Raw genomic sequence first — 18,802 nt, forward strand, 5'->3', positions numbered from 1 at the left:
GGATTACTTTTATTTCTCTCTCTGGAAATGCATGTTCTTCTTTCCCGTCTCCCTCCTTAGCCTCCACCAAGAAACCATGGAACAGGAGACGAACCCACGTTTGTCCTGTTCTCGAATTGTTTGGTGGACGCTTTCCTTCGGTATCGCGGAAGGGATCGGCTGCTCACTCCTTCGTAGTTGACTAGAGGAAGAAGCCTCACGCACCTGTGCCACCACTATTTAAAAAGAGCATCTATCTTCGCCGGCGAGACCTTCCGCCTCCTCCTACCACGTTAAGGTAAAAACAGGGATATAATGTGACGCGAGAAGTTGAAGGTATGAAGTTGGCCGAGGAGTTGCGTTAATTACTCAGAGTCTATGACTCTGTTTAGTCCCATGATGTCCAGCGGATCGGCTGAGGTGTGATGAAATTGTGAAAAAAGCTGAGGTCAAGGCAAGTGAACTAAGTATACGACCCTGTCGCCTTGCTCTTGTTTACCTAGTATCTTGACGCCCTTATCCCTCATTGCCTGAGCCCACATTTCAACCACGTCCGTCTGTATTCCCTTGAGGGCAACGACCTTGATATCTCCTTCTCCGATTTCTAACCACTTTTTCATCAGTCTGACTGAAGCGGAATCGGTACTACATTTAGCGTCAGCCTGTGTGAGATCTAGCTCGCTCACCATTATTCACCATATATCATTACGGAACTGGCCTCTAATATTTCTTCGTCAGTGAGGAAGTAAGGTTTCTCTCCTGCTAACCTTAGGACCGCTCTTATTACGCTCAATGAGTTACAGAAGGGATCCTCGGAGCCTGTCTCCAAGATTCTCGCAAACTTCACGTACCTTTTTAGCGCTTCCCTTCTCTCTCCCCGATCTAACAGGACTACATCCCTCCCTCTTGTTGTGAAAATAGGCGCGTGACAGAATTGCTCGAATCTCTCGTAATTTGTCCATTGTCCAAGGAACTCAGCCCATTTCAAATAGGAGAAGTAAGCTACCCCATAGTTCTCTCCAGAACCTACAAAGAACGGATTGAAACCGAGCTCTAAAGGTCTAGTTTCACAGCTCGTGGTAGTGGAGTACCCTCCGATACTGTAGAGTGCACTCAACGTCATCATAAAGGACAAAGTTCCAGGCAGTCTATCTCTAGGAGCGTATGGAAGAATTACCAAATCGTCTGCCAGTCGAGCCAACTCGCTGGAAGTGTTTGAAGTCACCACCACTACTCTGGCCTTACCTTTAAACTTCCTCGCCACTTCAACATTCAGCTTTGGCCTACCGGACACCGACACTATAACTAACGGCTGCGCTAGATCTACTTCCAATAATTCTTCCGGATCCATTGCTCTAAACTTTCCCCTGCTCTTTCCTTCTAAGGATAGGGCAGCGGCGAAAGAGTCACCAGCACCAGTTACTATGCCCCCGCTCAACTTGACGTGAGTCTTAACTTCGTAAGGTCTAGAGAGTTCTTCTTCCACGAGTTCTTTGAGCATAGGGATATTGCCGAGCACAATTTCAAAAGTAAGTGTATCAATTGGGGAACGTGGAGCTACTGATTGGTTTACACAACACAACTAGCGTTCAGAGACTCGTTGACTTCGCTAAACTAGTGTTCTCTTCTAGCGTAACTAGATATCTCGTTGTCACCAAGGTAGGTGGAGTAGCGGCTCAGAGCGGAGTTCCAGAGGTCAACAAACTGGCCATAAAGTCCGGAAAGTCGTTCTCCGTTTTGCCTGACCTTAAGGATGCGATTGAACTATTGAGGCCGTCAGCAGTATACTTAGTTACAGCACAGTCGTCTGAGACCCTAGATCCAGTGGCGTTGAAGAGGGAAAGATCGTTAGTTGTTTTCAATGGAGTAGACTCCGGTTTTGGGAAAGTGGACTCCTCGCTAGGTAAGCCTGTAAGATTAGAGGGGCTAGAAGTGGATGTGGGACCTGTGGCGGCTGGAGCTCTGCTTCTTTACTGTAATAAGTGGCTGGTACAGTCCTAGTCAGTTCTATTCAACCCCAGGAGCAAAGCTTCTCAGTTCATGTCTCCTAGCCTTGTAACTCTACTTTCGTTCTCCATATTCAAGAGGATCTAAACATCTTAAGGATAGAGATACACCTTATCAACAGAAGCGGAGGTGTAACCACTCTAGCAATCCATGCCTATAAAGCTAGGACAAAGCAGAGAATAGAGTGATCCCAACTGGAGAACGTTAAGTTGTCGAGGCCATCCTATGGTCCTGAGAGTCTGCTTGGCCTTGGTTGCTACCTTTCTCACCTTTTAGAGGTAGAAAGGAAATGTGAACCCATAGACCTTAGGTTCGAGAAGCTAGGTCTTGTCTTGATTGATGGTTTTTCCTCTTCTTTAGCGGAGCGCATTGGGATAGAAGCTAGACGTATCAGTTCAACATTTCCATCCTCAACAGCCCCCGCTATAACAACGATCTTCACGGCTCAACCTCCCTGCACTCACCGCGTGGTGGGAGAGAAAGTTTGGTCAAAGGAGCTGGCCGGGCTCATAAACCCTCTTAGGTACACATACTCAGCCTTGAAGGTCAGTAACGAACTCAGGGACGTGAAGAGGGAGAAAGACCTCTTTCGGCTTAGGACTTTCATAGCCGAGTCCAAACACGTAGTTACTGCAGTACTCCCTTGGTGGCTCAGCAGCTCGGAGCTTACTTCGACCTTGTATGGAGGGGCAGAAGTAGTTCCCTGTTATAACGTGTGGGACTGTCTTCACCTCTTTCAAACCTCGCTCGGGAAAGGAACGCTAACCATCCTCTACTTAAACGATGTAGACGTCCTCTCTCACAAGTACGGACATGGCACAAAAGTGGTGACTTCTGCAGCCTTCCAAATAGTTGAACAGTTAAGGAGAATGTCGTCGAAGATCCCTGTGGTCCTAACTTCGGATCATGGATTTGTGGATGTAGAGAAGCGAGTCTTCCTAGATCAGGATGCTACGCTGTCTCAGATGTTGGAACTTCCTCCGTTCGGGGAACCTCGGGCCCTTTTCATGAATAGCCGATTCGATCTAAAGACCTTCCTTTATAACAGATATCCTAAGTTGGAAGTAATGTCCAGAGAGGAGGTGGAGGCCCATCAGCTAATGGGCCAGTGCACAGATTACTCAAGGTTGGACTTCGACTATGTCGCCGTTCCTGTGGACCTGTCCTCGTATAGATATAGGTTAACGGAACAAGACAACATACTTTTTAAGGGAGAGCACGGTGGGCTCACGAGCGAGGAGCTGGAAGTACCCTTGGTGACACTAGGTGGATAAGTTCTATGTTCCCTCGTGGGACGACATAGAGAGTGCAGTAATAGAGGTTGGAAGAACTCTACTCTTAGATGGATTTGTCCCCGACGTATTAGTGGCAATTGCTACAGGAGGACTCATACCAGCTAAGCTTCTCTCTGACCTGCTTGACGTTAATTCCATAAGGGAAGTAGAGGCTAAGTTCTACAAGTCCGTTGGAGTAACTGGAAGCAAACCTGTCATAAGGTCAGCTCACTTAGATGGTATAGAAAATAGAAAGGTGTTGGTAGTTGACGACGTCTCGGATAGTGGAGAGACACTTAACGCTGTAGTTAATTTGGTGTCAATGTTTTCTCCTAAGGCTGTGAAGACAGCTACTCTCTACGTTAAGCCGTGGGCCCGGACAGTTCCAGACTATTATCATAGTAAAATAGATAGATGGATAGTTTTTCCTTGGGACAAGTGGGCAGTGGTTAGGGAGAATCCATCTGTCGATGTAGCCAACATTGAGAAGTTCAAGCAGATAAACGAATTGCTTCGTTCCTTACACAAGAAAGAGTCCGGTTGACGTTTTTCAGAACACGCCCGATTCAACGTATTCTCCCCATACCTCCCTCAAGGTACCGCTGATTTCTCCTACTGTAGTCCCCCTCTGTATAGCGGCCATTATATAAGGTACTAGATTAACACCGTCCTTCTCTGCTGCCTTCCTGATCTCGTTAAGGGCGTCTCTCACTTTCATCTCGTTTCTCTCGCTTCTATACTTCCTTAGGCGATCTAGGACTTTCTCTCTCCCCTCGGGGTCTGGCTTGAATACCTCTATGTCTTCCTGGCCTTCCTCCCTGTAGGCATTCACACCAACAATTACTAACTCCCCAGCCTCAATTCTCCGTTGGGTTGAGTACGAACTTTCTGCTATTTCTCTTTGTGGGAATCCGAGCTCTATCGCTCTTACCATCCCGCCCAGTTTCTCTATCTGCTCTATCTTCTTCCATATTCTTTCCTCCAACTCATCGGTCAGCCACTCGACATAATAGGAACCGCCCAGCGGGTCTACGGTGTCAGTTACCCCACTTTCATGTGCTATCACCTGCTGCACTCTAACGGCTAGCTTTGCCGCCTTCTCTGTCGGGAGCCCTAGGGCCTCGTCGTAGGCGTTAACGTGGAGACTCTGGGTACCTCCTAGAACGGCTGCCAGAGCTTGGATTGTGGTCCGGATCAGGTTGACCTCAGGTTGCTGAGCTGTGAGTTCTGCCCCTCCAGTTTGCGTATGGAACTTCATGATCATGGATTCTGGCCTCTTGGCGTGGAACCAATCTCTCATGATCTTTGCCCACACCCTCCTTGCGGCCCTGAACTTGGCCACCTCCTCGAACAGGTTCATGTAAGCGGCGTAGAAAAAGGAAAGAGTGGGGGCAAAGGAGTCTACATCCACTCCCCTTTCCACCGTTCTTCTGACGTACTCGATACCATCGGCTATGGTAAAGGCCACCTCTTGAACCGCGTCTCCTCCAGCTTCCCTTATGTGGTAACCGCTTATGCTTATGGGGTGCCACTTTGGAACTTCCCTGCTCATATACTCTATGAGGTCTACAGAGTACCTCATGGAGGGTTTAGGGGGATAGATGAAGTTCTTCCTAGCGATATACTCCTTTAGTATGTCGTTTTGCACGGTGCCGTCCAACTTTCTCCTATCAATGCCTCTGGCTTCAGCCGTGGCTACATACATCGACGCCAGTTCAGCTGCAGTAGCGTTTATGGTCATACTAGTGGTGACCTGATCTAACGGTATGCCTTCCATTACTAGAGACATCTCCCTCCAGTGTGGAATAGAGACACCTACAACTCCCACCTCGCTGTAGGCTAGAGGGTGATCCGGGTCAAGCCCCAACTGGGTGGGAAGATCGAAAGCGACACTAAGTCCAGTCTGACCAGCCCTAAGCAAGTTCCTGAACCTCTCGTTTGTCTGTTCTGCTGACCCGAAGCCCGCGTATTGTCTCACAGTCCATAGTCTCCCTCTGTACATAGAGGGATACACTCCCCGTGTGTAGGGATACTCACCTGGGAATCCCAGTCTTTCAACATAGTCCCCTCTCCAGTCCAGCGGTGTATAGAGTGCCTTCACCTGGATTCCCGACTTAGTCGAGAAGGTCTGTTTCCTCTCCGTCTTCTTCGAGGTCCAAGCCTTGACTACTCTCTCGTTCCACTCCTTGAGCTTCTCCTCTACATCCACTAATTTCCCCACCTCACCACCGTAACGCTGGGGTAAAAACCTAAGCTTATTTTGTCTTCCAATAAGTTCTCGAATGTGTTCTCCTTCCTTGAACTCGACCATGTGGGCGTGGCGGTTTACAACCTCGACGAGGCCCTCAAGCCCTATCAGGGTGCGGGAATGAGTCTGATTTGGAGAGGAGAGTTAGGCTCTCACGGGATTAAGGTAGTCTTTGTAGGGACGAGTAAGGGAACTAAGGTAGAACTTCTCGAGCCTACCTCTCCCGACTCTACGGTGGGAAAGTTCCTCGCCAGGAGGGGACCGGGTTTGCATCACATCGCTTTTCTCGTGAAGGACGTAGATAGGGCCCTCCAACAAGCGAAGGAAATGGGTTATGAGCTAGTGGATCAGTCCTCACGCCTAGGTGCGATGAACAGAAAAGTAGGATTTATACATCCTCGCTCCTTCGGTGGAGTGTTAGTAGAGTTGGTTCAATCCACCTAGCAGTTGAACATGGCTTGAGGAGGGAAGCATTTATTCGCCTTAGTCAATACTTTCAGTCTGAAAATGAAGTCTATCTTTACGGGGGTTAAGGGGGACGGAAGACTCCATCCGTGAGGGAGGGGATAGATAGCCTTCCCTATATTTGAATTTTTAAATTAAGATATAAGTTCGCAAGTGATGTATAGATGACAGTCACTGACGGAGTAAGCGTCGCCGAGACGCCTCGGTTAAAGTGAGGGTCTGTGTGGTACGCTTCTACTTCAATCACCAGTCCCATATGGGATACCTTGAACGTCACGTCTATTGCGGGGTGGGAACCACCCTTAGTGCCTGTGGAGCTCTGCCCCTATCCATTGGGCAAGGTGGGGCTATGAAGCAGGAAGCCCCGTCCTAACGGACGAGGTAGTTCACATTATTTTGAGGATAAGAAAATGTAACTGCACTGGATGGTAGTCATCGTCCGAAGACGTGTAATGGCGAAGGACGAAAGACGTGTGAGTTTCCCTGTCCGGCTTTAACGCTCCAACAGGAGGATACATCCTGCTAGAGGATGAACGTTTCCCGCGACTCCTGCGAAGTCCAGGGCATCTTGGTGAAGATCGTGTGTCTCTTGATCTTCTCACCTATGAAGTCCCTAGGGTAGAAAAGTCCAGCGGAATCGATAAGGACACCATTGAGAGTTATGGTAACGGAGTCAGTTCTATGAAGGAGGTCTCTTCTCAGCTCGACAGTTGGAACATTGACTACGTTTCGATAACTCTACGCAAGTGTAGCTGCCACTAAGCACGGACTACCCATTGGAGAAAAAGTTTAAACATGACCTCGTAGAGATAGATAGTAGGTGATACCTTGTCTTCTAAGAAGCCTAGGGACATATTCGATTACTTTGACGAGCTCTTTAAGGAAATGGAAGAAGAGATAGCAGAGTTCGAGCGTAGATTCTCTAGATCCCTGACTAAGGGAGACGTGGATCTGCCTAAAGAAGGTCCCTACTTCTACGGTTTCAGAGTCACAATAGGGCCGGACGGAAAACCTAAGATACAAGAGTTCGGAAACGTGAAGAAAGCCAAAGGAAGACCCATACTGAGCGAGGATATAGAGCCCGTAGTCGACGTAATAGAGAGGGACGACGAAGTGAGGGTGATAGCTGAGGTACCAGGCGTAGATAAGGATAAGATAAAGTTGACGGTATCAGGTAGCGAACTGCATCTAGAGGCCAGGGGAGATGAAAGGAACTACAGTACCGACGTGGATCTCCCCGCTGAGGTCGACGAGAATTCAGCCAAAGCCTCATACAAGAACGGTGTTCTAGAGGTAGTACTGAAGAAGAAACAAAAGAAACCTACTGGGAAGGAAATAAAGATAGAGTGAGAGCATTTTTGCTTTATATATTGTCGAAAGGCATCTCCTTCTTTCCGGGGAGAGTTAGTTCGTGAACTACCCCGCCCTCGCGGACGGGGCGTCCTCGCGGTGAGTCCCGCTCCTCGGAGCGATATCGATCTCCTTGCGTAGCGGAGGTTCAGTGGAACCGTCCTGTGAACAGTACGGGAGAGGATCACGGAGGGTTTCCTATCGACAGGCGCGAGTTCCCCCAGTCCCGAGGGTGCGACCCAGCTCTTTCAGTTAGGGTCTTAAAATTGTTTTTATTATTATAAAAACCTTTCTATAAGAGAGGTTGTCCACCCTCACGGAAGGGGACTTTCCCCCTTAACCCCTAAAAGTTAAATCTTCAACTTTCAACGACTCCTACTCCCCTAGTTCTCCCCTCCCTGAAAACGAATACTTGCCCTTTTTCTAAGTATTCAGGCCTGTAAAGAAACTCCAGGGTAACCAAATCCGAGTCCCCAGACCTAAGAAACTCCTTGCTCATATCCATGAACCTCACTGCCTGTCTTACAGTGTATGCATGTAGTGTAGCTACGTACCCCCTCTTTATGGTGGTGGGATGATGTAGTATGTAGATCTTGGCCTTAAACCTCCTTTTTCCCACAGGCCGTCCATCCGTTATTACCATCCCCTTCCGTAACTCGTCCCTTCTCACCCCCTGAATGGCGAAGGTAGCTATTTGACCCGCGTCCACCCTGTCTACGAAGACCCTGTTCACTTGTATGCTCTTGACCTTAACTTCCCTGAACTCTCCCCGATGTTAGGTCCCAATAGGTAGACGTCGTTTTGCTCTAGGGTACCGCTGACTACAGAGCCCAACACCACGACTCCTGTGCCCTGAACGTTAAAGACGTCATCTATGTAAACGAGGGGATGTCCGCTGGGAGTTCTCCCCTTGGGAGGAAGCATGTTAATGAATCTGAGCAAAAGGTCTAGTCCGCTTCCCGTGACATTAGAGACCCTGAACACCGGCACAACCCTGGCAGTCCTTATTGCCATCAAAGCGTTGACCACGTCGTCTTCATCGTCCACCTCTATCGATAGTCTGTTTATTCCTGGTACCTTCAGAACCGCCTTTATGTCCTTCATGACATGCTCGACTCTCTCCTTTGACATCTTATCTACCTTGGTGATGACGACAAAAATTGGGAGCTTTAGAATGGCAGCTACGGCTAGGTGCTCCTTTCCCATCGCACTCAGGCCGTCATCTGCTCCCACCACTAGACAAACATAGTTTATCTCGTAGCCCATTAGCCCCTTTAGGGTAGTCCTTAGATATCGCTCGTGACCTCCGAGATCTATGAGTCTCACTACCTTGGTGCTCTTCATCATGACTTCAGCCTCATCAGTGGGGTCCCTGAGACTCCAGTTAACTACGCTGTTAGACTCGTCGAAGCCCAGTAGTCTCATGGTGATGGATGAAGTCCTCCCTGTCATTATCTCGTGGAGGTACCTAGAAACAAGACTCCTGAGCTTACCGTTCCCGTCGTCTAGCTTTCCGTGAACTAAGGCACCAGTGAGCGTACTCTTCCCAGCGTTTACATGTCCCATAACCGCCACGTTCACTTGAATTGGAAGGGATTCCCTTGAAAGTCTCACCAACACCTCAGCTATTTTCCCTCCCTTTCTTACCTCGGCTACTCTGGTGTAGGCTATCCTAGCCCTGACCAGTTCCGCCGCTCTACTTAATACCTCTACAGTGTCTCTTAATTCATCATCACTTATTCCTACCACGTCCCCAGAGTCAGCGACCCCCAGAATGTAAAACGCCTCTCCTCCTCCTTCTTCAAGCCTAAATCGCATTTGGGTGGCGAGTTCTTGGAGTCTAGAGTCATCCACATATCTCAGCTTTAGCTTGTACTCTACCTTTCCAAACTCGTTCTCCCGAGGAAAGTCCCGCGAGACCGTGTGCCCCCGTGATAGCTTTTTTAGCGTGGAAATAAGATTTGCGTAGAATGAGCGAGCCGGAGCTCATCTCTGAGAGTAAGGAGAAGTGCTTCGTTTGCGGTGCAGAGGAAATGGAAGTGAGGAACTACGTCCACGATGCAGGCTTGGCTGGTAAGTTACTGATCTCGGTGTGGCAGTGTGGAGGTTGTGGCTATAGGAGCGTAGATGTGAAACCTTGGGAGGGGAAGTTGCCTGTAACCTTGGAGTTCAAAGTGGAGGACCCTGATGATCTAAACGTACTTGTTTACAGGTCAGCATTGGGAACTCTCTCAATACCTGAACTGGGCCTAGAAATAACTCCTGGCTCCTCTTCTCACGGTAACATAACCACCGTGGAGGGAATACTAGAGGAGGTACTAGAGATCTTTCCAGAAGAGCAGGTAGAGGCGATTAGGGAGGCCAAGGAGGGGAAGGTTAAGTTCACGCTATTAATAAGGGATCCCAGCGGATCGAGTTTCATAAAGAGCGATAGAGTCAAGGCCATATCTCAGGCTTGAACATGTTGGACGTGGGCGCAGTAGTGCTAGCTGGAGGAGAGGGAAGGAGGTTTGGTTCTAATAAACTCCTCGTTGATGTTGATGGAAGGCCTCTGTTATGGTGGGTCCTAGAGGCGGTCTCCCACTTGGACAGGGTTGTAGTTGTGGGGAAGTACTATAGAGAGATAATAGCAGCATTTCCTTCGGAGGTGGCCATTTACAATCCACGTTACTCCGAGGGGATGAGTTCCTCCGTGAAGTTGGGCTTGAACTTCTTTGCTAGGAAAGAGGCGATCCTATTCGTTCCTGGCGACATGCCGTTGCTCAGGAGAGATACAGTAAATAGAATTCTCTCCGCTACCTCGCCTGAATGCGATGCTGTGGTTCCAGTGCATGAAGGGACGCGGGGAAACCCAGTTTTAATAATGAAAAGGCTCTTCCCTGAACTCCTCCTGATTTCTGGAGACGTGGGAGCCAGGAACGTGATAAATAGGCATAAAGCCTGCTATGTGGAGTGTGGAAGAGAAGTTATCATAGATGTTGACTATCCTACTGACCTTTCATCCTTTCGGCAGCCAGCTTGATCGCATCAATTATGTTTTGGTACCCAGTGCACCTGCATAGGTTACCAGATATGCCCTCCTTAATTTCCTCTTCCGTCGGATTCGGATTGTTCTTCAATAACCAATAGCTCTGCATTATCATGCCCGGGGTACAGTAACCACACTGCAGACCGTGTTTCTCCCAGAACGCCTCTTGTATCGGGTGTAACTTCTCCCCCTCTGCAAGTCCCTCTATGGTAAGTATTTCAGCTCCGTCCGCCTCAACGCCTAACAGCGTACACGACTTGACCGATTTCCCATCCATTATTATAGTGCATGCCCCACAGTGGCTAGTGTCACAGCCGACGTGAACTCCCGTGAAGCCAAGCTCTCTAAGTACGTGCACTAGTAACCTCCGGGGTTCCACTTCCGTTTCATAGTCTTGCCCATTTATCCTCAACTTAATCTTGGCCTTTTGATCCTGCTCTATGACCTTCATTGTTTACCACCTAGAGCCTCCATGAGAGCTCTCCTCGTGTAGACCTTTACAAGCTTCTTTTTATATTCGCTTGAAGCTCTGGCTGAAGGTATCGGATTAACTGAGTCCATAGCCTTCTGAGAGGCCTCTTCTATTAATTTCTCATCTCCCTTCGAATCTTGCAGCACTTTCTCTGCCTCCCTCAGTCTCGATGCTACTGGTCCTATCAGCGCCGTTGCTATCCTGACGTCCTTAATGACCTCCCCTTCCTTCTTGAGCAAAACCGCCACGGCTGCGATGTCCTCCATCCTCTTGTAGGAGAATGTGTAGCCTTTTAATATTGGAACCTGAACTTCGGTTATGAGCTCTCCGGTCTTAAGGTCAGTGGTGTAGATATCCTTCTGGAAACCCTCGAAGGGTACTATCCTTTCGTTTCCTTTGCTCTTGACTCTCACCTTGGCCTCTGTCACTAGGAGGCTGGCAGGGTGGTCAGTTACCGGATCCGCCTGCGCTAGCTCCCCTCCTATTGTGCCCATGTTCCTTATCTGGGGGTCGGCTATCACCGACGCAACCGAGCTAACTACTGGAACGTTCTTTTTCACTATCTGATTCGTGGCTATCTCGAAGTGTGTGGCCAGCGCCCCAATGTAGACTGTCTTCTCGTCGTTCTTGATATAGTGAAGCTCCTTAAGCCTCCTCAACTCAACCAAGTAGGTAGGTCTGAGAAGTCTGAGTTTGAGCATGGGAATGAGGCTGAAGCCTCCGGCCAAAGGCCTTGCGTCCTCGTTCTTTTCAAGGAAGTCTAACGCTTCGTCCAAACTGTCCGGTATCACGTAGCCGAACTTCGGAGGATACATAGTAAAGAGTGAAACACGTCACAGTTAAATTTGTTTGTACTTCCATGGGTTCTTCTTGAACTCGGCCATGCACATTGGACTGCAAAAGTAGTAGTCCCTTCCGTCTAAGGTTAATTTATACTTAGGGCTCCTTACCTCCTCTCCACACACGGGGTCCTTCATTAATGTTATCACGCTAAAACGGAATTAAAACATTTTCAACCTTGGTGATCATGAAAAAAGTTAGAAATAGCTTCCAGAAGCGATGTAGATGGTCGTCCCTCCTTACAATTTGTACTTCTGGCATGGTTCCTTGGCTTCCTCAACTAACTTCTTAGCTAGGTCTTCAGGCAACTTTACGCTGACCTTGTAGTTTGGGTGGTCGACCACTATCTCCATCTCTCCACTGCTCTCTCCAACGTCGAATGTGAGGTACTGAACTGTGCTGAACTCGTCTCCCTGCTCCCTTCCCCCCTCAGGTTCACCGTGAATCAGTTTCCCACCGATTTTCAGGTAAATCGAGTTGTATATGCCTTTGAGAGTTTTGAACACCTTCCTCAGGTCCTCTTCGTTTTCGGCGTTTATGTAGAGGGTGGCCTTGACCTTTCCATCGCAAGGAAGAAGGGTGGAGTATATTCTGTAAGTTCTGGCGATTTCTTTCTCATCTTCTAACTTGTCCAAGTAAATCATCTCCTGAACCTGTTGAGCCACAGTATCGACGTTCTCGAAAAGCAGGGTGAGTCTATCTCCAAGCTCGAACCTCCTACCCCGCTTTATCTCTATGATGCGTTTTATACTCTCGCTTCTGACCTTTTCGTAATCCTTCCAAGGAATGAACTTATCTAGCGTTCTCTATCGCCTCCTTCAACAATCTCAATGGGTGCTCCGCTTTGCGCCCTGAAGCCTTCCTTATCTGGAGTCCAGCTAAAGGACACTCGGTTGAGAAGTTCTGAGCGTCGCTCACACTGAAAGCCTCCATCATCTTCGCCCCCACCACCTTAGCTTTGGAGTAGTTCCTGAGGCCCCATCCCCCGTCTATCCCTGAGCAACCCTTGTCTACCGTTACTACCTTTGCATTAACAGTCCTCATGAGTTGCACTCCTGGGAGGCCGACCTTCAGGTGTTTGAGGTGGCAAGGTGTGTGGTAGAGAACCTGCCTCCCCCCTAGGTTCCCCTTTATTTCTACTTTTCCCTCCTTTTTCAATTTAAGAAGGTACTCCATGGAATCGTAAACCTTTTGGGGTTCCCTATCCAGAACGTACTGGTACTCCCTGGTTAGCATCATAGTACAGGTGGGTATCGGTGTCACTATCTCATACCCCTCCCTCTGATACTTCTCGATCATCCTTGAGTTATATTCCGCGTTATCGTGGAGCCTCCTAGCGTCCCCTGCGTCTAGCATGGGCGCACCACAGCACTTGAACTCTCCTTTACGAACTTCTATACCTAGCCTATTGTAGACTTCAACCAGATCCTCGATCACGTCAGGGAAGAAATTCCTTCCTAGGCAGGTGGGGAAGAGAACAACCTTGGCCACAGGGTTCTCAACTTTTCCTTCCATCTTTGGTTCCCTCTCGGCCACTTCAGGCATCGGGGCTCCTTCCTCCACACCTAGGAACTTGCTGCCGGCCTTCAGGAAGCCCTTAGCTAGGGGCCTCACGAGTGGGAGCGCGTCTAACGATTCCCACAACAGATCCCTGAGTTTCAGCCCTGACTGTGATTTGTGGTAAAGCCAGGCCCAATCCATTAGGTGTGCGAAGTCCATGGCAAACTCGTGTGGAGGGGTATAAGGGCAGTTAACGTAACACATGTTACAATGAAAGCACTCTGAAGCCACCACGTTTAAGTCGTCTATGGTGAGCGCCTTTGGGCCCTTTTGGTCAGTCAACCTGAACAGACTTGGGAAGGCTGGGCAATAATTGAAGCAAAGCCTGCACCCGTGACAGATCGAGGCTTGCCTCACAAACTCCGACTTGAGCTTCTCGGAATCTAAAAAAGATGGATTACTTGGATTTAGAGTATACATTGGCTCACCAACAATAGACTTTATCCCTTTAGTTTCTTTAACGCGTCTGTGAACTTTTCGGCGTGGCTCTTCTCAGCTCTCGCTAATGTTTCGAACCACTCCGCCAACTCGCTGAACCCTTCTTCCCTGGCAGTCTTAGCGAATCCTGGGTACATCTGAGTCCACTCATAGGTTTCTCCTGCCACGGCAGACTCCAGCATTTCCTCTAGCGTTCTGATTGGCTTGTCGGTAGCCGGATCCCCTATGTTGCCTTGTCTCACGAAGTCCAAGTGACCGAATCCGTGGGCTGTCTCGCCCTCAGCTATACTTCTAAGTAGCGCAGCTATCTCTGGATAGCCCTCCTCGTCGGCCCTCTTAGCGAAGTACAAGTACCTTCTGTTGGCCATTGCCTCTCCAGCGAAAGCGTGTTTCAGGTTTTGTTCTGTCTTGGTTCCCTTCATCTCCTTCATTTTTGGTCGAATATGATACCTCACCTAGAGTATATAAGGTTTTACTTCGTAGCAATTCTTACTTTGATGTATTAGCAGCTATCATGTGATACTTCTTCTGTCTAAAGGCATCGTTTTTATTCTCTGATTCAAATTCAGTTCGTGGACCCCTCAGATGTGCTTTCACCCCTCAGAGAGCTAGGGATGACCGACGAAGAGATCTCCTACGCCCTGAAGAGGGCTAGGGGAATAATATTTGGATTCGGCATGGAATTCAGGGCCAAGTCTGTACTCGAATCCATGAACTTCGAGGAGGTCAGAGGCGTCGATCTCCCCACACACGATATAGAGGCGATAAGGGGGGGAGTGAAGTACTTCATAGAGGTAAAAGCCACTCGTAAGTCTCCTACGAAAGGGTACAGCGCTCACAAGATAGCCCAACTAGCTTTGTTGGACGGACCTCACATGACTTTGGTGATGTACCCCGAACCGAAACTCTATCTTACGGAGGAGGTTCTGAGCGAGCCTAAGAGGATGCTCCTTTTTCTCCTAAAACAAGTCAAAAACGGCAACTTGGAAGCAGTTAAAAAAATAGTAGAGATTGGAGGGGACTTCCTCAGACCCTATGAGGCAGTAATCATGGACTTCTCTAGGAAGTACTCAGGAGAGGAAACTTCCACTTACCTTACCTACCTCCTTCGCAGCCAACCTCAAAGTGACGGACGGAACTTGGAGATCCTATAGGTCCTCAGCTCCTTCTCTGCCCTCTCTAAGTACTTATAAACAGCACTGTGATCCTTACCTCTTATTAACATCTCTACTGCTTTCCTAGTTACCTGAAGTTGATCGTAGAATCCAATTAGCCCAACGTAATGGTCGTACACTGAGACATGTACACCCGTATACTCGAAGATAATCCTCTTAGTCTTACCTTTTTCACCTATTACTCTTCCCTTTAATCTCCTTAGGTCCTCCGGATCGTGTGTAACCTCCTTTATGTCTATTACATCTAACATGATATCGTCGGAAAGTAGCTTCATTGCGACTTCAACGTCGAATCCCAGCCCTATGGCGTTGATGATAGACTGCACTTTCAGGGCGCCGTACGAGTTATTTCCCTTTGGGCTAACGTTGAACATTTTATTCCTTTCATCGAACTTAACCTCGACTTCCTCTTTCTTGGAAAGGGAGGGAAGTACAGACTTCACCAATTCCAACCTCTCGTCTGGGACAGTGATAAACATCGGCCCACTGTGTAGTTAATTGTACTCCAAATTTTAATCTCACCTCTCGAGGAAATAAGGAGGGTCACTGAACTCAATTAACGCTATTTTTCCTCCTGCGGGACGTCGGGAGGAGATCTGGATGAAGTTCGTCGTCATAGGTGCGGGGGTTATCGGTTCAACACTTCATAGGTTACTGAAGAGGGCTGGGCACGATGTGATTGTGGTGGAGGCGGGAAAGAGAAAGGTATATCCTACCCTTATTCATTCCCTCCTCTTAAAGGGTGAGGACGTCTGGCTGGCTAGGAGGACCTTGGAGCTTTACGACCAGCTGAGGGTTAAAACTAGGGAGTTCCCAGCCTATACCATATTGCGGGATAAGGGGGAACTCCCGCACCTTTGGGAGGAAGTAGGAGTAAAAATTGAAGAGAAGTACATTGACTGGCTCTCAAGTGAGGCCATAGTGACACGAGGGAGCGACCGCCTGGTTTGGATAGGAAGTTTCATCAAGTCCACGCCGGTTGTGAAGGGTGAAGCCAGGCTCTCAGTCAATGGAGGAAAGACTAGAGTGACCGTGGAAGGCGTCCAGTTGAGTGCAGACTACGTGATCTTGGCAGCGGGTGCGTGGAATTCTAAGTTATATCCAGAGGTGAGATCTAAGTCCTACTTCTGCTGGGCTGTGGCTGCCTACGGCCCTCGACAGCTCGACTCCTCTTTTGTTTACGACTATGAACTTGGGTTCTACTCAAGACCCCTTTTAGGTTTAGGACTTCCCCTAGGTATCCTTGGGGATGGTGACGTGGTGGAATGTGAGCCTGAAGAGCGTCTTAGGGTGGACTACAGAAACTTGGTGAGAGAGGCCTCTAAGCGTCTAGGCAAGCTAACTCCACTCTATGTTGGGTGGGGACATTGCGAGGGTTCGCCCGACATGAGGCCAGCCTACGGGAGACTTCGGGACGATCTGCTCTACGTAGGGGGACTCGACGGGTATGGGGCAGAGGTCGGCCCTGCTGTGGCAGAAATGGTGGTAGATCTAGTCTTAAAGGGAGAGGAAAAAGCCGGATACCTCGTGGATCGTTTCGACGACGTGCAGGACTTCCGTCTGGGTCGAGAACCTCACGAACTTCCATGATCGGGTCTTAAGAGGCCGGTTTATATCCTGAACGAGTTTTTTATATCGCTCCTGTGCAGTTAGAGTTGACCTTGAATGTTGGTTTTCGCGTTGGTCAAGGGCGTCCCTGCTAATACGGCTAACGTAGTTAGTGTGGGTGGCATTCTCAGAAGGGAACAGATGGACATAGTAATGAACCCGTACGACAGGAAGACCATCGAGGCAGCAGACTACATGAAGAGACAAGCCGGTGGGAAACTCGTGGCGGTTTCCATGGGTCCTCACGTGAAGATAATACCGATAATGCAGAAGCTCTTCGACGCTGAGGTTTCGGGGATCGATGAGGCCTACATCCTCAGCGATAGAAAGTTCGCCGGAGCCGACACTTTGGCGACCTCCTATACCTTAGCTATAGGGGTGAAGAAGGTCCTAGACCTTCACGTCCAAGCTCTAGACAAGCTAATAGAGGCGTCTCACAGTTCGACCGAGGAGTTCGAGAAAGTCGCGAGGGACCTATATTATTCCAACATGGTCCCCAATTACGTTTACTCTGACAAACCGGCCGTGAAAGACTCATTGGTCCAGAGGTTGAGAGAGGGAAAGGTGAGTAAAAGTGATCTAGAGCAGGAACTTACACAACTAAGGGAATCAGTTTACAGGGATTTCGTGGTTTTCGCAGGCATGAAGGCCTCTGACGGTGAGACGTGGAACACGGGACCGCAAGCGGCGGAGGCCCTCTCAGAGATGCTCAATGTCACAATTCCTCACGCCAGTTCCGCCCTAGGGTTCGAATACTATCAAGGCTCACTTATAGTGAGGAGACGAATTGGACAGTTCCTACAGACAGTTAGGATGGAGCTGCCAGCTATTATAACAATCAACCCAGACTACTACGTTGCTCCCCTAACTCTGGAGATGAGGAGACAGGCTAGGGCCATGACCTACATGGGAAAAAGGAAAGATCCAGTAGTTTGGACCGCGGCTGAGGTAAACCCAGATCCCACGAGGATCGGCTTAGCCGGTTCGCCCACTGTGGTGGGACCTGGAGTGGACATCGGGAGACCACCTCAGTTGAAGATTGTGGGAAAGTCTACCGTACTCACCGAGGATGTGGATAAGTTCGAAGTGGATGGGAAGTCTTACGGTCCTTTCAAGAAGGGAGATCCTGTAGACTCCCTTCCAGAGAATGTCAAGACCAAGTTGGCAGGCAAGCTTAAGGTCTTTGAGTATGACGACCTAGTGGACGAGTTGTTGAGGGAGTTGAAGTGAAATGAGTCAGCCCCAAGTATTGCCGGACACGCCTGACGCCTCAAGCTACAGAGATGTGTGGACCTTCACGGAGTACGTGGAGGGTGAGCTTTTCCAGACCTCCTTCGAGGCGTTGGCTGCGGCTAAGAAAATAGCGTCCTTAACTGGGATGAAGGTAGGCACTGTTGTGATAGGGTACAAGATCCCCGACGAGGTACCTCAAGCGCTAATAAGACGAGGGGCGGACTACGTCGTAATTGTAGACGACGTGGAGCTGGAGAGGTACAATCCACTGACTTACGCTAGCGCGCTGGTTCAAGTGGCCCAGGAGAGGAAGCCTTGGGCGTTCGTCTTCGTCGCCGACGATATTGGGCGGGATGTGGCACCCCGAGTTGCTTATCGCCTCAAGACGGGACTCGCCACCGATTGTATAGATTACGAGATGGGTGAAATATATCAGGGCGTGGTGGGGCAAACCTTCAAGAACGTACTAGCTCAGGTCAGGCCAGACTTCGCGAGTAGAATAGCCAAGATCTTCACACCACGTCACAGGCCGCAAATATCCTCCATGAGACCTGGGTACTTTAAGCCTCTCCCGAGGACCCTTCCAGGAAAGGAGAAATATTCAGGGTGAAATGGAGTGCCAAGGAGGAGGAGCTGAACAAGTTCAGTGTGTTGGAAGTCAAGAGACTTCCAGAAGAGGAGGGGGTCGAGCTCCTATCCGCTGACTTCGTCGTAGGCCTAGGACTAGGCATAGTGAGAAGGACCAGGGGAGACCCTGACCCCAAGTACGTCCTAGACATGGCTCGCAAGATAAATGAGTTATTAGCACAGAGGCTGAAAGTGAAGACTGCTATAGGAGCTTCGAGGGCCCTCGTATGGGCGGAGGTTAGGGAACTCAAGGACTTCATAACGCCTGGGAGACAGATAGGTCAAACAGGTAAGACAATATCCCCCAAGGTGTATGTAGCTGTGGGGATAAGTGGAGCAATACAACACAAGGTGGGTATAATGAGGAGCAGGAAGATAGTAGCGATAAACACCGACCCGGAGGCACCCATAAAGGATATGGCCAGCTATATGATAAACGAAGACCTATATGAGGCTCTACCCAAGCTTTACGAGTCTCTCAAGAGGAGGTTAGAGTGA

24 protein-coding genes and 1 pseudogene are annotated in these 18,802 nt (G+C 49.2%); 13 read left to right on the forward strand and 12 right to left on the reverse strand.

Translation table 11 applies throughout. The features are described from left to right. Positions 1-428 precede the first annotated feature (428 nt). Together HS1genome_RS06215 and HS1genome_RS06220 are read right to left on the reverse strand one after the other, a co-directional pair. Positions 429-665, reverse strand: a complete 237-nt coding sequence (locus HS1genome_RS06215; protein ID WP_126450048.1) for a hypothetical protein — start codon at positions 663-665, stop codon at positions 429-431. A 2-nt stretch (positions 666-667) separates the two neighbouring features. Continuing rightward, a complete protein-coding gene (locus HS1genome_RS06220; protein WP_126450049.1) occupies positions 668-1,480 on the reverse strand; it encodes a sugar isomerase in 813 nt (270 codons plus the stop codon). 32 nt (positions 1,481-1,512) lie between these two features. On the opposite strand from HS1genome_RS06220, the gene HS1genome_RS06225 reads away from it, so the two are divergent. Continuing rightward, positions 1,513-1,980: a RecB-family nuclease gene (locus tag HS1genome_RS06225; RefSeq protein ID WP_229768074.1), complete on the forward strand. Its 468-nt coding sequence runs from the start codon at positions 1,513-1,515 to the stop codon at positions 1,978-1,980. A 271-nt stretch (positions 1,981-2,251) separates the two neighbouring features. On the opposite strand, the gene HS1genome_RS12005 is transcribed toward HS1genome_RS06225, so the two are convergent. Further along, the gene (locus HS1genome_RS12005) at positions 2,252-2,428 is read right to left on the reverse strand and encodes a hypothetical protein (protein WP_158613731.1); all 177 of its coding nucleotides are present in this window, start codon (positions 2,426-2,428) and stop codon (positions 2,252-2,254) included. On the opposite strand from HS1genome_RS12005, the gene HS1genome_RS06230 reads away from it, so the two are divergent. Continuing rightward, the gene (locus HS1genome_RS06230) at positions 2,412-3,260 is read left to right on the forward strand and encodes an alkaline phosphatase family protein (RefSeq protein ID WP_338067374.1); all 849 of its coding nucleotides are present in this window, start codon (positions 2,412-2,414) and stop codon (positions 3,258-3,260) included. The two genes, HS1genome_RS12005 and HS1genome_RS06230, sit on opposite strands and share 17 nt — an antisense overlap. After that, positions 3,253-3,804, forward strand: coding sequence for a phosphoribosyltransferase (locus HS1genome_RS06235; RefSeq protein WP_126450051.1), 552 nt, complete (start codon positions 3,253-3,255; stop codon positions 3,802-3,804). Before HS1genome_RS06230 ends, HS1genome_RS06235 begins: the two co-directional genes overlap by 8 nt. 6 nt (positions 3,805-3,810) lie before the next feature. On the opposite strand, the gene HS1genome_RS06240 is transcribed toward HS1genome_RS06235, so the two are convergent. Beyond that, positions 3,811-5,469, reverse strand: a complete 1,659-nt coding sequence (locus tag HS1genome_RS06240; protein WP_126451347.1) for an acyl-CoA mutase large subunit family protein — start codon at positions 5,467-5,469, stop codon at positions 3,811-3,813. Between the two features lie 75 nt (positions 5,470-5,544). Here HS1genome_RS06240 and mce point away from each other — a divergent pair, with 75 nt between their 5' ends. The 3 genes from mce to hsp20 all read left to right on the forward strand — a co-directional run bounded on the left by mce (position 5,545) and on the right by hsp20 (position 7,323). Beyond that, positions 5,545-5,952 carry a methylmalonyl-CoA epimerase gene (gene mce, locus HS1genome_RS06245; RefSeq protein WP_158613733.1) on the forward strand — a complete coding sequence of 136 codons (408 nt, stop codon included), beginning with the start codon at positions 5,545-5,547 and terminating at the stop codon, positions 5,950-5,952. Positions 5,953-6,194: 242 nt separating this feature from the next. Next, positions 6,195-6,326 carry a hypothetical protein gene (locus tag HS1genome_RS13005; protein ID WP_269470938.1) on the forward strand — a complete coding sequence of 44 codons (132 nt, stop codon included), beginning with the start codon at positions 6,195-6,197 and terminating at the stop codon, positions 6,324-6,326. Positions 6,327-6,801: 475 nt separating this feature from the next. Continuing rightward, complete coding sequence (gene hsp20, locus HS1genome_RS06255; protein ID WP_126450053.1) at positions 6,802-7,323, forward strand: archaeal heat shock protein Hsp20; 522 nt, start codon at positions 6,802-6,804, stop codon at positions 7,321-7,323. A gap of 358 nt (positions 7,324-7,681) precedes the next feature. Here hsp20 and HS1genome_RS06260 read toward each other — a convergent pair. Next, a pseudogene (locus tag HS1genome_RS06260) lies at positions 7,682-9,279 on the reverse strand (GTP-binding protein). Positions 9,280-9,293: 14 nt separating this feature from the next. Here HS1genome_RS06260 and HS1genome_RS06265 point away from each other — a divergent pair. Together HS1genome_RS06265 and HS1genome_RS06270 are read left to right on the forward strand one after the other, a co-directional pair. Next, on the forward strand, positions 9,294-9,782 hold the full coding sequence (locus tag HS1genome_RS06265) for a ZPR1 zinc finger domain-containing protein (RefSeq protein ID WP_126450054.1): 489 nt from the start codon (positions 9,294-9,296) through the stop codon (positions 9,780-9,782). 2 nt (positions 9,783-9,784) lie between these two features. Continuing rightward, positions 9,785-10,345 (forward strand): nucleotidyltransferase family protein, encoded by a 561-nt coding sequence (locus tag HS1genome_RS06270; RefSeq protein ID WP_197721542.1) that lies wholly within the window; start codon positions 9,785-9,787, stop codon positions 10,343-10,345. Here the strand turns inward: HS1genome_RS06270 and cutC are convergent. The 6 genes from cutC to HS1genome_RS06300 all read right to left on the reverse strand — a co-directional run bounded on the left by cutC (position 10,311) and on the right by HS1genome_RS06300 (position 14,092). Further along, positions 10,311-10,802, reverse strand: a complete 492-nt coding sequence (gene cutC, locus HS1genome_RS06275; RefSeq protein WP_126450055.1) for a glyceraldehyde dehydrogenase subunit gamma — start codon at positions 10,800-10,802, stop codon at positions 10,311-10,313. The two genes, HS1genome_RS06270 and cutC, sit on opposite strands and share 35 nt — an antisense overlap. Next, positions 10,799-11,638, reverse strand: a complete 840-nt coding sequence (gene cutB / locus HS1genome_RS06280) for a glyceraldehyde dehydrogenase subunit beta (RefSeq protein WP_126450056.1) — start codon at positions 11,636-11,638, stop codon at positions 10,799-10,801. Before cutB ends, cutC begins: the two co-directional genes overlap by 4 nt. Before the next feature lie 24 nt (positions 11,639-11,662). Beyond that, entirely contained in the window at positions 11,663-11,800 is a 138-nt protein-coding gene (locus HS1genome_RS06285; protein WP_126450057.1) for a YHS domain-containing protein, read from the reverse strand. A 102-nt stretch (positions 11,801-11,902) separates the two neighbouring features. Next, positions 11,903-12,412: a DUF3501 family protein gene (locus HS1genome_RS06290; protein WP_373286758.1), complete on the reverse strand. Its 510-nt coding sequence runs from the start codon at positions 12,410-12,412 to the stop codon at positions 11,903-11,905. 43 nt (positions 12,413-12,455) lie between these two features. Then, positions 12,456-13,643, reverse strand: coding sequence for a (Fe-S)-binding protein (locus HS1genome_RS06295; protein WP_126450059.1), 1,188 nt, complete (start codon positions 13,641-13,643; stop codon positions 12,456-12,458). 20 nt (positions 13,644-13,663) lie between these two features. Beyond that, on the reverse strand, positions 13,664-14,092 hold the full coding sequence (locus HS1genome_RS06300; protein ID WP_126450060.1) for a rubrerythrin family protein: 429 nt from the start codon (positions 14,090-14,092) through the stop codon (positions 13,664-13,666). A 183-nt stretch (positions 14,093-14,275) separates the two neighbouring features. Here HS1genome_RS06300 and HS1genome_RS06305 point away from each other — a divergent pair, with 183 nt between their 5' ends. Then, positions 14,276-14,815 carry a hypothetical protein gene (locus tag HS1genome_RS06305; protein ID WP_229768082.1) on the forward strand — a complete coding sequence of 180 codons (540 nt, stop codon included), beginning with the start codon at positions 14,276-14,278 and terminating at the stop codon, positions 14,813-14,815. Here HS1genome_RS06305 and HS1genome_RS06310 read toward each other — a convergent pair. Next, positions 14,782-15,315 carry an RNA-processing protein gene (locus HS1genome_RS06310; RefSeq protein ID WP_126450061.1) on the reverse strand — a complete coding sequence of 178 codons (534 nt, stop codon included), beginning with the start codon at positions 15,313-15,315 and terminating at the stop codon, positions 14,782-14,784. The two genes, HS1genome_RS06305 and HS1genome_RS06310, sit on opposite strands and share 34 nt — an antisense overlap. A gap of 121 nt (positions 15,316-15,436) precedes the next feature. Here HS1genome_RS06310 and HS1genome_RS06315 point away from each other — a divergent pair, with 121 nt between their 5' ends. The 4 genes from HS1genome_RS06315 to HS1genome_RS06330 all read left to right on the forward strand — a co-directional run bounded on the left by HS1genome_RS06315 (position 15,437) and on the right by HS1genome_RS06330 (position 18,802). Next, complete coding sequence (locus HS1genome_RS06315; protein ID WP_126450062.1) at positions 15,437-16,426, forward strand: NAD(P)/FAD-dependent oxidoreductase; 990 nt, start codon at positions 15,437-15,439, stop codon at positions 16,424-16,426. A 75-nt stretch (positions 16,427-16,501) separates the two neighbouring features. Continuing rightward, on the forward strand, positions 16,502-17,674 hold the full coding sequence (locus tag HS1genome_RS06320; RefSeq protein WP_126450063.1) for an electron transfer flavoprotein subunit beta/FixA family protein: 1,173 nt from the start codon (positions 16,502-16,504) through the stop codon (positions 17,672-17,674). Between the two features lies 1 nt (position 17,675). Further along, on the forward strand, positions 17,676-18,287 hold the full coding sequence (locus HS1genome_RS06325) for an electron transfer flavoprotein subunit alpha/FixB family protein (RefSeq protein ID WP_126450064.1): 612 nt from the start codon (positions 17,676-17,678) through the stop codon (positions 18,285-18,287). Next, on the forward strand, positions 18,284-18,802 hold the full coding sequence (locus HS1genome_RS06330) for an electron transfer flavoprotein subunit alpha/FixB family protein (protein ID WP_158613734.1): 519 nt from the start codon (positions 18,284-18,286) through the stop codon (positions 18,800-18,802). The genes HS1genome_RS06325 and HS1genome_RS06330 overlap by 4 nt, the downstream gene beginning before the upstream one ends.

It is taken from the genome of Sulfodiicoccus acidiphilus (genome assembly GCF_003967175.1).
Classification (GTDB): domain Archaea; phylum Thermoproteota; class Thermoprotei_A; order Sulfolobales; family Sulfolobaceae; genus Sulfodiicoccus; species Sulfodiicoccus acidiphilus.